Source organism: Dactylosporangium sp. NPDC049742, from assembly GCF_040674675.1.
Classification (GTDB): domain Bacteria; phylum Actinomycetota; class Actinomycetes; order Mycobacteriales; family Micromonosporaceae; genus Dactylosporangium; species Dactylosporangium maewongense.
In genome coordinates, this window is the sequence record NZ_JBFANF010000014.1 from 115,829 (window position 1) to 129,006 (window position 13,178).

Annotated in this window: 14 protein-coding genes and 2 tRNA genes; 6 read left to right on the top strand and 10 right to left on the bottom strand. The window is 65.8% G+C overall.

Going from position 1 to position 13,178, the window contains the following annotated elements; genetic code table 11:
• Nucleotides 1-30: 30 nt before the first annotated feature.
• From AB0J72_RS19850 to AB0J72_RS19880, 7 genes are all read right to left on the bottom strand, one after another.
• Nucleotides 31-2,163, bottom strand: a complete 2,133-nt coding sequence (locus tag AB0J72_RS19850) for an AAA family ATPase (protein WP_363400656.1) — start codon at nucleotides 2,161-2,163, stop codon at nucleotides 31-33.
• Nucleotides 2,160-2,414, bottom strand: a complete 255-nt coding sequence (locus AB0J72_RS19855) for a hypothetical protein (protein ID WP_363400658.1) — start codon at nucleotides 2,412-2,414, stop codon at nucleotides 2,160-2,162. Before AB0J72_RS19855 ends, AB0J72_RS19850 begins: the two co-directional genes overlap by 4 nt.
• On the bottom strand, nucleotides 2,411-2,794 hold the full coding sequence (locus tag AB0J72_RS19860) for a hypothetical protein (RefSeq protein ID WP_363400660.1): 384 nt from the start codon (nucleotides 2,792-2,794) through the stop codon (nucleotides 2,411-2,413). Before AB0J72_RS19860 ends, AB0J72_RS19855 begins: the two co-directional genes overlap by 4 nt.
• Nucleotides 2,795-2,886: 92 nt before the next feature.
• Nucleotides 2,887-3,009: a hypothetical protein gene (locus AB0J72_RS19865; RefSeq protein WP_363400662.1), complete on the bottom strand. Its 123-nt coding sequence runs from the start codon at nucleotides 3,007-3,009 to the stop codon at nucleotides 2,887-2,889.
• Nucleotides 3,010-3,242: 233 nt separating this feature from the next.
• Nucleotides 3,243-4,016 carry an ABC transporter permease gene (locus AB0J72_RS19870; protein WP_363400819.1) on the bottom strand — a complete coding sequence of 258 codons (774 nt, stop codon included), beginning with the start codon at nucleotides 4,014-4,016 and terminating at the stop codon, nucleotides 3,243-3,245.
• Nucleotides 4,017-4,063: 47 nt separating this feature from the next.
• Nucleotides 4,064-4,435, bottom strand: coding sequence for an RRQRL motif-containing zinc-binding protein (locus tag AB0J72_RS19875; RefSeq protein WP_363400664.1), 372 nt, complete (start codon nucleotides 4,433-4,435; stop codon nucleotides 4,064-4,066).
• Nucleotides 4,436-4,445: 10 nt separating this feature from the next.
• Nucleotides 4,446-4,691, bottom strand: coding sequence for a DUF6284 family protein (locus AB0J72_RS19880; protein WP_363400821.1), 246 nt, complete (start codon nucleotides 4,689-4,691; stop codon nucleotides 4,446-4,448).
• 352 nt (nucleotides 4,692-5,043) lie between these two features.
• On the opposite strand from AB0J72_RS19880, the gene AB0J72_RS19885 reads away from it, so the two are divergent.
• Both AB0J72_RS19885 and AB0J72_RS19890 read left to right on the top strand, forming a co-directional pair.
• Complete coding sequence (locus AB0J72_RS19885) at nucleotides 5,044-5,910, top strand: winged helix-turn-helix domain-containing protein (protein ID WP_363400666.1); 867 nt, start codon at nucleotides 5,044-5,046, stop codon at nucleotides 5,908-5,910.
• Nucleotides 5,907-6,563, top strand: coding sequence for an HAD family phosphatase (locus AB0J72_RS19890; RefSeq protein ID WP_363400668.1), 657 nt, complete (start codon nucleotides 5,907-5,909; stop codon nucleotides 6,561-6,563). Before AB0J72_RS19885 ends, AB0J72_RS19890 begins: the two co-directional genes overlap by 4 nt.
• A 144-nt stretch (nucleotides 6,564-6,707) precedes the next feature.
• On the opposite strand, the gene AB0J72_RS19895 is transcribed toward AB0J72_RS19890, so the two are convergent.
• The 3 genes from AB0J72_RS19895 to AB0J72_RS19905 all read right to left on the bottom strand — a co-directional run bounded on the left by AB0J72_RS19895 (nucleotide 6,708) and on the right by AB0J72_RS19905 (nucleotide 9,513).
• Entirely contained in the window at nucleotides 6,708-7,139 is a 432-nt protein-coding gene (locus AB0J72_RS19895; RefSeq protein ID WP_363400670.1) for a very short patch repair endonuclease, read from the bottom strand.
• Between the two features lie 65 nt (nucleotides 7,140-7,204).
• On the bottom strand, nucleotides 7,205-8,107 hold the full coding sequence (locus AB0J72_RS19900; protein WP_363400672.1) for an O-methyltransferase: 903 nt from the start codon (nucleotides 8,105-8,107) through the stop codon (nucleotides 7,205-7,207).
• The gene (locus tag AB0J72_RS19905; RefSeq protein WP_363400674.1) at nucleotides 8,107-9,513 is read right to left on the bottom strand and encodes an ATP-binding protein; all 1,407 of its coding nucleotides are present in this window, start codon (nucleotides 9,511-9,513) and stop codon (nucleotides 8,107-8,109) included. The genes AB0J72_RS19900 and AB0J72_RS19905 overlap by 1 nt, the downstream gene beginning before the upstream one ends.
• A gap of 12 nt (nucleotides 9,514-9,525) precedes the next feature.
• Here AB0J72_RS19905 and AB0J72_RS19910 point away from each other — a divergent pair, with 12 nt between their 5' ends.
• The 4 genes from AB0J72_RS19910 to AB0J72_RS19925 all read left to right on the top strand — a co-directional run bounded on the left by AB0J72_RS19910 (nucleotide 9,526) and on the right by AB0J72_RS19925 (nucleotide 13,089).
• A complete protein-coding gene (locus tag AB0J72_RS19910) occupies nucleotides 9,526-11,046 on the top strand; it encodes a DNA cytosine methyltransferase (protein WP_363400676.1) in 1,521 nt (506 codons plus the stop codon).
• Between the two features lie 453 nt (nucleotides 11,047-11,499).
• Nucleotides 11,500-11,588: transfer RNA gene (locus tag AB0J72_RS19915), tRNA-Ser, on the top strand.
• Nucleotides 11,589-11,850: 262 nt separating this feature from the next.
• Nucleotides 11,851-11,946 (top strand) — tRNA-Phe (locus tag AB0J72_RS19920).
• A 204-nt stretch (nucleotides 11,947-12,150) separates the two neighbouring features.
• Complete coding sequence (locus tag AB0J72_RS19925) at nucleotides 12,151-13,089, top strand: hypothetical protein (RefSeq protein WP_363400678.1); 939 nt, start codon at nucleotides 12,151-12,153, stop codon at nucleotides 13,087-13,089.
• Nucleotides 13,090-13,178: the final 89 nt, after the last annotated feature.

Consider the following 13,178-nt stretch of genomic DNA (forward strand, 5'->3'; position numbering starts at 1 on the left):
TTACCGCTGCCGGTGCCGTTACCTTCGGCGTTACCCCTCGGTCGGGGCGGCGGCGCGGGCCGTGAGAAGGTCTCGGAGGGCGTCGAGGCGGTAGCCCTTCAACGCGGTGCCGGAGATCTTCACGGTGACGCTCTGTACACCGGCAGCGCGGGCCAGTTCGGACAGCGCGTCGGCGGTCAGCCCCGGGTAGGCGTTCGGCCACCGCTCGACCAGCGCCGCCGCTGCCGGCGCCCAGTGCTGCCCGTTGGGGGCGGAGACGTCGGCCAGGTCGGCGAGCAGGTCCCGCGCGGTGGGCAGGTCTTCGCTGCCACCGACCGGCGCGCCGCCTCGGATGGCGACCGCGCGGGCCACGATCTCCGCCGCGACCTCTGGCGTCGGGTACTGCGACCGGACGGCGGTCGGGGCGGCGAGGCCGGTCATGCAGCCCCATCCGGCGTCAATCACCGGGCGGTACACGGTGCCGGTGATCCCGCGCTTGTAGGCGCCGGTCCCGAGGACCATGTCGTTCTCCACCTGCCCAGCCACCGACAGGCACCACCGGTTCGTGACGCACCGGACGATGTTCGGCGGCAGGCTCGTGCGGTCGGGGATCTGGGTTGCGAGGATGACGATGATGTTCAGCGCCCGTGCCCGCTTGATCAGCCGTTCGGCGGCGTCGGCGGCCTCGGCGGAAGCGCCGAACAGCTCGTGCGCCTCGTCGATGACGATGACGACCGGGTGCAGGCCAGAGCCCTTCTTGCGCGCCAACTCGGGGGTGACCTTGCCCTCGGGCGCCTCGCCGCGCTGCTTCGCGGCCAGGACGCGCTTGCCGCGCCGTTCGGCCTCGGCGAGCGCCCACATGATGATCGCGGCGCCCTCGGTGTAGGCCTTGTCATCGACGCCGACGACGTAGGTCGAGCAGATCGGGGCGAGGTCGATGAAGTCGCCGGTGCCCTTGAACTCTGCGATCTTGAACTCCACGGTGGGGTCCTGCGACGCCATCAGCACCAGCGACCGCGCCGCGTAGGACTTGCCGGAGCCCGGCTGACCGGCGATGACGAACGACCGAGCGAACAGGCTGGTCTTGACCGGCTGCTGACGCTCGTTGCTGCCGAACTCGTGCTCCTCGAACACGCTCGTGCGGGCGTTCGGCGCGGCGATCGACCACTTCGGCTGCCCCATCTTGGACGCGGGCTGGTAGCCCACCCACAGGTCGAGCTGCCCGGCGTGCTCCGGCCCGGCGGACGGCCACACCTGGTCGACCGGCAGCCGCAACGCGGAAGACAAGCCGCCGCGCCGCTCCAGCACCTTGACCACCTCCAGGCCCTGGGGCAGGTTCACCCGCGCCAGCCACCCCGGGCCGTCACGGTGCACGCCCGGGTGGACGAACTCCACGCTGCCGACGTCGTTCATGCCCTTCAGCGCGAGCGACACCAGGGCGTTGCGGACCATGTCGGCGGTCAGCTTGGTGAACCGCGGGGCGTTGGACACCCGGTCAGTGATCGGCTTGTCCGCCGGGCGGCCGACCCGCGCCAGCAGCACCACGGCGCCCGCCATGGTGGCGTACCAGCCGAGGGTGGGCACGGTGCCGCTGGCGTGCACGACGGCCAGGGACACCGTGAGGCCGATCGTGGAGGGGATGACCAGCCACCAGCGGGCGCGGGACTGCTTGCTGCGGGTGCGGTCGAGCGCCTGCCAGGTGTGCGGGTCGTTGCTGTTCGCGGCCTGCTGGCGTAGATGCCAGTTGCCCTCTTCCGCGCTGGCCCAGTGGATCACCTTGCCGACCAGGCGCCCGGCGCCGATCGGCGCGTACCAGGCGGTCTTGGCGGCGTACTTCGGGGACCGGACGAGGTGGAACAGCGCCCAGTAGCGCAGGTTCTCGCGGAGCGCGGCGAACGTCGCGCGGCGGGTGTCGGCGCTCTGTAGCCATTGGGGGACGATCGGCGCCCGCCCGCGCGAGTTCGTGGCGGTGAGGTCGCCCCAGGACAGGCCCGGGGCGACGTCGACCGCGTCGACCGGGTCGCCGACGTCGGCGGCCTGCTCGGTATAGGTCTCGGCGTCACCCTCGGGCGCGCCGTCCTGGTCGGTGTCGGGCTTGCGGGGCTTGACGACGTACAGGCGCGGCGGCTGCTCCTCGGCGGGGCCACCGAAACGCGGGTCGGCGTCGAACGTGTCGCTGCTCATCGGTTCCGTCCTTCGAGGTCTTCGGCGGTGGCGACCAGGCGCTGAGCAACGGCCGGCAGAAGCCGCGCACGCGGCATCGTCGGCTCGGTCAGCTCCCGGTCGATGAACTCAGCGCAGCCACGCACCGCGCCGAGGGCGTTGCTGAGCAGCGCGCGCAGGACCGCGATGCGCTGCTCCAGCACGGCGACGACGCCGCGCAGCCGGGCGATCTCCGCGTGCAGCGCCGGGCACTGCCCGCACTGGCCGCTCACCACGCCAGCTCGGGGTAGGCGCCGCCGTCGAAGTCGGTGATGAACGCGACCACCGGGCCGGGCAGGTCGACATAGATGCCGTAGTTGTGCGGCGCGTTCCAGAGCCCGGCGTCGTCGGTGCCGATCTCCACGTCGTTGGCGTCGAGGTCGGGAACCGTGTTGATGAGGTAGCGGGCGATCGGGCAGCACGCCGGGGACGCGGTGCGGCCGGTGTAGTCGTTGGCGAGCAGGACGGCGGCGATCGCGTCGGCGGTGTCGCCGAGGGCGGTCAGCGCCTCCATGACGCCGTCGTGCGTCGCGGGGTACACCGGGGGGTCCGGGGGTAGCCCGAGGGCGGCACGGGCGTCGGCGGGGGTGCCAACGCTGGTCGGGGTTGTCATGCTGGAGGTCTCCTGACTCCTTGTGGAGGGATGGGGACCGGTGCGCGGCCGAGGTTCCTAGGCCTGTGTGGGCCGCGCACCGGGCGGGGGATCTAACCGGCCAGGGCGGCGAGGAACGCCATCACGCCCCGCGCGACGGTCGTCACCGCGTGGGCGGAACCGGTCGGGTTGGTGATGACGAAGTAGCCGGCCACCAGGGCCAGACCGACGCTCATTGCTTTGTTCTTGAACGATCCGGGCACGTTGTCTCTCCTTAGTGGACGGTGCTGGTCGAGGGGTCGGAGGGGTGGGGACCGGTGCGCCGCCGAGGTTCCTAGGCCTGTGTGGGCCGCGCACCGGGCGGAGCTACTTCTTCGGCCTGGCGGCCTGGCAGGGTGTGCCGTGGGGGTTGCGGGCGCCGCAGGTCGGACAGCGGGGCGTGGTGTCGGCGGGCATGTCGTGGCTCCGTTCAGGCGTCGCGGTTGGCGTGGATGAGGTGGGCGAGCGCGGCGCCCATGCCGAGGACGGCGACGGGCAGGCAGGCGACGGCGGTGGTGATCCACCACGGGGCGGCGGTGACGCCGGCGGCGCTGAGCAGGTGGTACGCGACCTGTCCGGCGCACCCGAAGATGAGCGACCCGATGGCGGACCAGCGGGCGAACCGGCGCACCGACGCGCCGTAGGCGTCGGACAGCCACACGGCCAGGGCGTACGCCGCGTAGGCCTCCACGCCGATCGGGAGGGTGATCGCCGTGTTGATCGAGAACGAGTCGGCGATGCCGGGGAGCGGGTGGATGACGCCGAACCCGGTGAGTTCGCCGAGGCCGACCCAGCCGGACCAGATGGCCACGAACGCGGGCAGGGCCAGGACCCAGACGGGCCAGGAGCGCGGCTTGCGCTGGGCGGGCGCCTCGGTGGGCGGGGCGGGCGGCGCGGTGATGTTGGTGCCCGGGTGTCCGTCACCCGTGGCCTGCGGCGGCGCCTCGATCGCCTCGGCGACCGGCTCGACGTCGACCGGCGCGGCAGGCGCGGGGTTGTCGGTGTCCGGCTCCAGGTCCGGCACCACGTGCAGGGCACGCGGCGCGGGCACCTCGGCGGCCGGGGCGGGGACGTCGGCGCGCTCGTCGGTGAGGGCGTCGCGGACGGCGTTGGCCTTCGGGGCGCCGATGCGGAACTCCTTCATCAGCGCGTTGCGGGAGGGGACCTCGCCGAGCCGGTCGGCGAGGTCGCGGGCCTGCGGCATGAGCGCCTCGATCGGGGCGGGGTAGGCGCTGGAGGCGGTTGCGGTGGTCACGGGTTCTCCTCGGGGTAGGCGCAGGTGAGGCACTCGCCGAGCGAGCGCGGGATGTAGTACGGCCGCACCGTGCGGCAGGTCGAGCAGGTCCGGCGCGCCAGCAGCGCCCGGCCGACCGCGCGTCGCTGCGCGGGGGTCGCGGGACGGTGCGGTTTGGCCAGGTCGAGCCGGTAGAGGTATGCGACGCGTTCGCCGCCGACGCCCCGCCAGAGGATTTGGCCGGCCACCGGCTGACCGCCGGGGCGTAGGCCGCTGGCGCGGAGTTGGCGGCGGGTGGCGTAGGTGTCCGGCGCGCCCTTCCACCACCAGGTCGGCAGGCCGTACCGGTCGCCGGTCGGATCGTGGTATCGAGCGCGGATGCGGGTCACGGCCAGGCCCTCACGCTGCCCGGTGGGCGGCGTTGACGCGGCGCGTGTAGTAGCGCAGCGCCTCACTGACCACCGCGTCACGCGCCCGGTGCAGCCGCCGGGCGGTCACCTCATCGATCGGCCGCCGCGCGTCGAGGATGACGAGCTGCACGTCCAGCAGCTCAATCTCCGCCTCGATCAGCGGCCACTCGTCTTCGATCGCGGCCAGGTCGGCGGCGGTCGGCTCGTCCGTCGAATCACGGTCGTAGATCACGATTTCTCCTGTGAGATCAGGATGGCCACCCGTCCGAGGTGACCCGGCGGGCGGAAAGCGTTGTGTGGAGCCCGTTTCAGCACAGGCTGGCGTTCATGCAAGGGCCAGAAGCCTTGCGCGGCAACCTTTTCCGGTATCCCGAGGGAGGCGCGGCCCAATTCAGTTCTCAATAAACCCGCACATACGGCGATTCGCAGGCGCGCAGCGACAAGCCGCCATTCCCACGAACTCCGTCTTGCCTGTCGTTCCTGGCTAGCCAGGTTCGATGAACTGACGATAGGGCAGCCTGGCTAGTCAGGTCAAGACTCCTGCTCGAAACTTCCCGCGCTTGGCTAGTCAGCGGTATCGTGCAGTCGTGACCGCGAATCTTGACTTCCTCGGCGACCTTGACCCCGACGACCCTCGACAGGCATCGCAGCAGATCGCGAACATGCTCCGGGCCGCGATCCTGACCAGGAAGCTCGCCCCAGGCGACAAGCTGCCATCGCAACCGGAGTTGGCCAGCAGGTACGGCGTTGCGCGAGAGACCGTCAAGCGTGCGCTGGAAACGCTGCGCAGCGAACGCCTCATCGTCAGCCGTCAAGGCAGCGGCGCGTTCGTCCGCGCTCAGACTCAGCGACCGGTGGAACTCCGTCCACTGATTGAGGCGGCTTTCGAGCATGCACACGTCGCGATCGACTTTGCGGGGTTTTCCGGCGAGACGCTGCGGGACGCGTTAGCCGAGGCGCTCGACATGGTGCGTGCAGGTCGCAGCGCTCCCGAAACCATCGCCATCCGCGTCATGCTCTCGGACATGTCGGTACCGATGGCTCTGCCGGCACTGGCCGAGACCGGCGCGGATGACGCAGCGGTGCGACGGCGTGCCGATCGCATCACCCGCCGATCAGCCGACGGCATCATCGACCAGGTCCACGAACTGGCGGACCTCGGCCTCGTGAAGTCGGCAACCGTTCAGGTACGCGTGCATGGCCTCGCGCCGACGTTCAAGCTCTACATGCTCAACAACCGTGAGGCGTTCTTCGGCTTCTACCCGGCAGTGCGCCGTGACGTCACCATCGGTGGCGAGCAGGTCGAGATCTTCGACCTTATGGGCCGTGACGCCACCCTGTTCCACTACGCGGTGGACGACGATGAAGCGTCTCACGGAACGCAGTTTGTCGAGTCGTCGCGCCTGTGGTTTGACTCGGTGTGGAACAGCGTCGCTCGTGAGTACCAGCAGTGAGCGCGGCAGGCCTGATCGGGCCTGGCCCGCTCTTGCTTGATTTCGACGGGCCGATTTGCAGCATCTTCGCTGGCTACCCGGCTTCTCGCGTTGCGCAGGAGTTGGTGCAAGTGGTGCGTTCACTCGGCATCACGGTGCCGGACTCGGTGGCCAGCGAGCGCGATCCGCTGGAGGTCCTGCGCTGGTCGGGGTCACACGCTCCGACCGCCGTCAAGCAGGTCGATGATGCGTTGTGTGCCGCCGAGCTGCGGGCGGTCGAATTGGCCGCTCCGACGCCGTACGGCCATGAAGTCATCGTGGCGGCGCACCGTACTGGCGTTCAGGTCGCAGTGGTGAGCAACAACTCGGCTGCTGCGGTCGCGGCATACCTGGCGATGCAGCAACTCTCGGAGTGCGTGACGCCGATCGTTGGTCGACCGTACGCGGACCCTGCGGCGATGAAACCGCATCCTGGGCCGATTCTGGTTGCAGCCCGGTCCCTCGGCGTCACGCCGAGGGAATGTGTGCTGGTCGGTGACTCCCTGACCGACATCGAGAGTGCCCGTGCGGCGGGCGCCCGGGTGATCGGATACGCGAATCGGCCTTGGAAGGTGACCGCGTTTGTGGCTGCCGATGCTGTCATCACCTCGATGCAGGATGTGCTACTTACGTAGCGACAAGCACGGCTAGAACGTGTGTGTGCCTTAGTGCAGTGTGTTTAGCCCTCGATTCAAGGGGCAGCACCTCCGGGCGGGCCGGCGTAATTCGGTCACGGCCCTTCGCCTTCGCGGGGCCTTTGTGGCTCAACTCCGGGTTCTTCAATCTCGCCGGCTCCGCACTACGTCGGCTACGCGGAGTGCTGCCGAACTGACATCCTCGTGCTCCCATATTCGGACTACCGCCCATCCCGCGGCGGTCAGGCGCAGGTCGGTCTCTCGGTCTCGCTCCCGATTGCGGGTCACCTTGTCTGCCCAGTACGAGGCGTTGCTGACCGACGTCGTGTGATGGGCAGGGCAGCCGTGCCAGAAGCAGCCATCGACGAACACCGCCACTTTGGCGCGCGTGAAGACCAAATCGGCCGTTCGGCGGAACTCTGGCAACGGACGCGTGCAGACGCGGAAGCGCAGTCCGAACGCGTGTACGGCGGACCTGACGGCAAGCTCAGGCCGTGTATCGCGCGATCGGTTGCCTCGCATGCTTGCTCGCGTGCGCGATGACGACGCCCATGAGCGTGGGGTCTTGGGAGGCACCCCACAACGTTAGTGAAGTCGAGCGTAGGCCGCTAGGTGGAGGCGCCGCGGCCAAGATCGGTTGGTCAGGATGCTAGGCGTTCGTATCGGTAAACGGCCAGAAAAGCGTCTTTGTCTTCCTGAGAGAGGCCGGGTAGATCAAGTGAGGCGCCCGATTCGAGCGGAACTTGGCGTTCAAGGTGAAGCCGTTCCCGCTGCGTCAGCATTGGCACTCGAATTACTAGCGCATCCTTTCCGGTTCGAACGAAATCCAACTCGCCGAATCCGCACTGCTCTACCGACTTCTGCATTCCAGGGCCGACCACCACTCCGCCGAGAGTCTGCATTTTGCCGCCATCTGCGTAGCGTATGTTCAGAACTTGATGCCACTTGGCGGGCACGGGTCGATTGCGTAGGCCCTCCTCAATGGCGTCCGTCAGTATTGTCCGCTGGACGTCCGCAAGTCCCCAGATTGCAAGATTTTCGCCTGTTACGCCGCTAGGAATCCTGTCCTCTCCAACATTCTTCGCAAGCTTCTCCTTGCGCTTCGCTTCCACCGCCTCGGGATGCGCATTCAAAGTCACAAAGAGTGCACTTCCGGGCTGGAGCCTAGCGCACAACAGAGCTATATCCGTCTCTAATACGCTGCGTTCGAGTTCACACACGTAGTCGAGCCAGACTATGCTCAACGGAGCCCAGTCGACATAGATCAGTTGTTCAGAGGAAGACCCGGCGAGCACCTTCACTGTCTTAAAGGGGGCGTTAAACTCGTAGCGTTCGATTGCCCGGAAGTCCTTCTCAAGGGACGTCATATTGGTGATTCCGAGAGCGCGATGCATCAAGTCAAAGTCGATGAACTCAAGGCCGCCGAATCCGACGTATTGGTACTCGGGTAGCGGCGCGAAAACTGAGAGGCGTCGACATACATCGACAATCATGCCTCGCTGGACCGTCTTCGAAGGTCGGAACTTGTACTCTAGCTTCGCCATCAGTCGTCCTCGTCGATCTGGTGACGGTAGTAGTAGTCGAAGGTCCCCCTACCGACCTCAGCAGTGTTGGCTGCCCCTAGCGCGTTGGCTACCCGCTCGTATTTATCCCGGTCGACAGTGTATTGGACCTTTCGGACTGTCGCCGGCTGGCGAGCTCTCACCTGAGGAGGGGGAGTGGGGAATCGGAGTACAGGGGTTTGAGTTGTAATGCTTCTTAGCGGTACCGGTCGAGCCCCTTCCAGCGCTACCGTGATGGGCCGCTCCTGATCGGTCTCGGCATTCTGTCGTTCGTTCTTCACGCGATTGAGCACCGCGACCACGTTGGTCAAAGCGATTCTCATTTCGGGGGCGACCTTGCGCCAGACCCGACTGTCTTGGTCCACTCCGGTTTTAGTGGTGTTCCATGGCAGTAGCTCCGGGGCGGCCGACTCAAGGAACAGGTACCCCCGGAACCGCCTGTACTGCGGGTGGTAGGCGGGCGCGGCGGTTCCCCATCCGGTCAACGACGTGCGGTCTGCTGCGATGAGCAGGCGTTGATTGCAGAACACGTACCACCCGGCGTCGCTGTCAGAGCGGAACTGTTCGGCGTCGCCTTCGTCGACGTCGTTATCCCCTGCCCTCTCGCCGGGCACGATCCCGGCGTACAGCTTCACATTTACGGTCCCTTGCACGCCTTCTACCGTCTCATCGAAGGAAAACGCTCGGTAGATGGGCGCGATAGTGTCACTGGACTGAAGAGCTGGAAGGAAGGAAGTCAAGGGATCGCCATTGAGGACCATCAGTACGCCTCGGTCGAGAGCCGATCGGTGCCGCAACCGCAGTTGAGCTCGGAGCGCGCCGATTACGCTGCTGTTTCCGAAGTCCTCGGCGACGCTCGGATGCAACGGAGACACCGTTATCTCTGTTCCGGCTTGCTCACCGTCCGGAAGTGAGTAATCGGGATTTGTGTCCTGGAAGCGGAAGGTCCAATCGTGCCCGGGTTCAGCGGCCCAACCGTCGACATCGACACTCAGGGAGAAAGATGTATTGGATGTCCTCGACTCGACCGCGAAGGCGCTTCCGAGTTTGAAAAGAGCGCGCTTCATGCCAACGCCGAACTGGCCGATGGATCCAACAATCCCCTGGAATTCGGCCGGACGCCCGAACCGGAAAGCATAACTCCGAGCGACATCGAGATCGATGCCGCCGCAGTTATCGGAGATCTTGAACCCTTCGGGGCTGACGTCCAGCCTGACCCACAGGTCCTTGAACGACTCTTCACCACGCAGGGCCAGAGCGCCGTCGACACTGTTGTCCACAAGATCTAGGACCGCAGGGATGAGCTCGATGTCCTTGACGAGCATCCGGATGAAGAAACGCTTCTCCGGACTAGCGTCCACGCGCAGCGGGTCCGACGCCTCGCTCATCGCTCTCCCTCCGTGATCGACGACACACATCTTGTCATGGCCGAACGTGCTTGGGGAGGGGGACGTTCGGTTGATCAACGGCGCGCCGAGTGGCCAGATCGCATCCGTGTGTGCGATCGTCTTCACCACACACTGAAGACGAACCCCCAGGAGGCCCCGGTGGATACGGCCGCACCCCCCGTGACGCGCCGCAGACTCACCGCGATCGATCTCTTCGGGGGTGTCGGCGGGCTCAGTCTCGGCTTTGAGCAGGCAGGATTCGACGTACTGGCGGCACTGGAATATGACCCGGTGCACGCCGCCACGCACGCCTTCAACTTCCCCCTCACCAAGGTTCTCTGCCGGGACGCTCGACGGGTCACGGGCGAGGAACTTCTCGCCGGAGCCCGACAGGGCTGGCGGCGCCACCGGCCCACCGGACCTGCCTGGGACGGTGTGGTCGATGCGGTGATAGGAGGCCCATCCTGTCAAGGCTTCAGCGTGATGGGCCGAAAGCAGCGCGACGACGAGCGCAACGACCTACTACTGGAGTTCGCCCGCCTGGTCGTCGAGATCAGACCCCGCACAGTCTGCTTGGAGAACGTGCCCGGTCTGCTTCTACCTCAGTTCGACGATGTACGAGACCGTGCATTTGGTCTACTGCGCGATGCCGGTTACAACCTCTCCCCGACGGACGCCATCTTGAATGCCGCCCACTACGGCGTGCCGCAGAACCGCAAGCGCGTCGTCGTGTTCGGAGTCCTCGACGGCACGGCGCCTAGCCTTCCCGCACCTGTCGGCCTGCAGGTAACGGTCGGGGAGGCTCTCGACGGCCTTCCGAACCCGTTGAGCTATCCAGGTCTCTTGGATAAGGACACGGCTCAGCTGAGGCACGCCGACCTTGCCCGACGCGAAAAGACGGAGTCGACTTACGCTCGGGTGCTCGCGGGCCTTGATCACGACCCGCAGGACCGCTCCCGGCGGCGGGATTGGGATCCAGCGGTCTTGACATGCAGCCTGGTCACGGTGCACAGCCAGGAGTCCCGCGAACGGTTCGCCGCCACTCTGCCGGGAACGGAGGAGTCCATCAGCCGAAGTTTCCGCCTCCGGTCTGATGGATTGGCGCGCACCCTGCGTGCAGGAACCGGTAGTGAGCGCGGCTCGTTCAGCTCACCTCGCCCGCTTCATCCCACGCAACCGCGCGTGATCACTGCGAGAGAGGCTGCCAGGCTCCACTCCTATCCCGACTGGTTTAGGTTCAACGGCACTAACTGGCATTCGCACCGTCAAATCGGGAACTCAGTTCCGCCGCTCCTGGCAAGGGCGCTGGGCCAAGCGCTCGCTACGGCGCTCAATGCTCGCCCGCAGCGAGCAACCGCGACCGTCGCGCTAGGAGACGAAGGCCTCTTGTATCTACCTCGCGCAGAGGCGGTGACAGCGCTGGGAGGCGTCGCTGAGGAGTTGCCGCCGATGCGGCAGCGACAAGAGAAGCGCCGTCCACGCAAGCAGCCAGCCGGCGAGCGACTCGATGGGCGGCTGGCACAAGCGAGCTGAAACACCCAATGTCCCAGCCATACCGCGCACGCGTCGTCCCAGCGGTCAGCGTCGTTCCTGCCGTGCCACATCCGCGCCAGATGGTGTGGTCGGTCAGGGGCGCTGGCGGGGAATCACGGGAAGTCGTGTGGGTCGTACGCCTCTGACCTGCACGCAGGTGGGGGGCGTTGGTGAGTCCGGTCCTGGCAGTGTGGGGGTCAGGGGTTCGAGTCCCCGCGCGGCGCACCGGTGTCGGGCCGGTCGGCGCGCGCTGACGGTGGGTGCCTCGGTCGGCCGGCACGCCTCAACCAGCGCGGGGCTGACTACCCTGGCGGACCTGCTCGGTCTGATCGCCACGACTAGAACAGGATGGCGCGTGGGGGGTTCGGTAGCGGTCTCATTTCTGGTCTCATTCGCCACCGTTCGCGGGGGTCCGCCGGTGAGTGCGGAGCACCGCCGACACTGGTCACGGACGGTGGTGTACCACCTCGGACAATGCCTCTCAGACCTCGAAAGCGTGTGAAGGTGCAAGCCTTCCCGGGGTTCGAATCCCCGCGCCACCGCACCAAGGCCAGGTCAAACGCCCGGTCGTCCTCACGGACGAGCCGGGCGTTCGCCGTCTCAAGATCGCTAGTCTCAGTTGTCGTCTCAATCGATACGCCAGACCTCCGACGCCACGCAGCGAGGGCGCGGTCATCGGCGTCCGGCAAGAAGTCGCCGAGGCACGCAGAAGCCTCAACCGTCGGAGGCGCGGGCGCCGACAAGCCCCCCTATATGCTTGACAGGGTGGGCCTAACGCCCTAATGTTCAAGTAGGCGGCCTCAGGGAGGTTTGCCAGAGCGGTCTATTGGGACGGCCTGAAAAGCTGTTGAGCCCCCTAGCTACGGGTGGGCTCCATGGGTTCGAATCCCATTGCCTCCGCGCCGCAGGCGGGAGGGGTGCTGACGACACCCCTCCCGCTACCCGAGACTGCCATCAGTGCGGATGCCTCAGCGGTCGACTCCCATACACAAAGGGGGAGCGCTGACGACGCTCCCCCTTTGGACCGGACCTTCGCCCAGTGAGTCCCCTAGCTACGGGTGCATCTAGTCTTGCAGGTTGACCGCACGGTCGGCAAGGAGAACCATGATCAATTCTGAGGACTTGTTCACAGTTGAAGACCCGCTAGAACTGTTCAACTTGACGACCGCCGCCCTAGCCGAGCATCAAGAAGAGATTGATCGGCTGGCGGTCATAAGGGCGCGAGCTATTGCCGCCCTCTATGCGCAAGGTCGCTCATACAAGGAACTTTCACAAGATCTCGGTATTAGTGCACCGCGAATCGGTCAGCTCGTGAACGCCAATGATGTAGCGGAAATTCAGCTATTGAAGGGCTGGCACTCAATTGAACGCCGGCTTGCCCAACTCTCGGAGCGAGCTAGCGGAAAGCTGTCTAGCAGGTTCCTTGACGATGCCCTAAAGTTGATTTACGCATCACATCGCTTCGACCGGGCAGCAGTCGAAGACCTAGCAACTTTGCGTATGGCGCGAAATGAACTAGTTCATGGGATGCGGAAGTTCACCCCTGTCGAGGTCGAGGTGTTTCTCGACAAAATCATATATCTAAGCGCTCTAATCGATCTACTAATTCGCGACATGTCCGTAGATGCCGACGGCAATGACGGATCGAATGAACGACTAGAAACGATGGCGAAGATCGAGGTCGAGCGTCGTCATGATGAACTCGCGCCTGCTGTACGGGTTTCATACCGGGAGGTGGTTAATCCCCGCACGGGTGATCACGGTCTTGTTGCTGAGGTCGAAAACCGAGCTAATCGACCTTACCGATTCACTTGCCAGGGGTCTTGGAGTAGCGGCGGCACGACTGAGTTCGGGAGTGGAGAGCTGGAGGCGTTGGGCATCACTCAAATCCACCTCGGCTCACTTCGAATGAGGATGGTGGACAAGATTCAAATCAACTACAGGGCAGATGAGTGGGATGTACCTTGTCCGTGCACCAGGCCGGACGAATATGGACATTGGGTCGACCGACGGAAAGTAAAATTTTCGTCCGGCGAGAGCTAGACTACTCAGCTTTCCAGATCAGTCCGCCAATTCTATTGGCAATATCTCGCCTAACGTGGGACGTAACGTGCTGGTAGCGAGTTGTCGTG

Coding starts and splice junctions, on each gene's coding strand:
- AB0J72_RS19900 (WP_363400672.1), bottom strand. CDS start 8,107: ATGGCGAAGCTAGAGTACAAGTTCCGACCTTCGAAGACGGTCCAGCGA.
- AB0J72_RS19850 (WP_363400656.1), bottom strand. CDS start 2,163: ATGAGCAGCGACACGTTCGACGCCGACCCGCGTTTCGGTGGCCCCGCC.
- AB0J72_RS19860 (WP_363400660.1), bottom strand. CDS start 2,794: ATGACAACCCCGACCAGCGTTGGCACCCCCGCCGACGCCCGTGCCGCC.
- AB0J72_RS19925 (WP_363400678.1), top strand. CDS start 12,151: ATGATCAATTCTGAGGACTTGTTCACAGTTGAAGACCCGCTAGAACTG.
- AB0J72_RS19905 (WP_363400674.1), bottom strand. CDS start 9,513: ATGAGCGAGGCGTCGGACCCGCTGCGCGTGGACGCTAGTCCGGAGAAG.
- AB0J72_RS19865 (WP_363400662.1), bottom strand. CDS start 3,009: ATGAGCGTCGGTCTGGCCCTGGTGGCCGGCTACTTCGTCATCACCAAC.
- AB0J72_RS19870 (WP_363400819.1), bottom strand. CDS start 4,016: ATGCCGCAGGCCCGCGACCTCGCCGACCGGCTCGGCGAGGTCCCCTCC.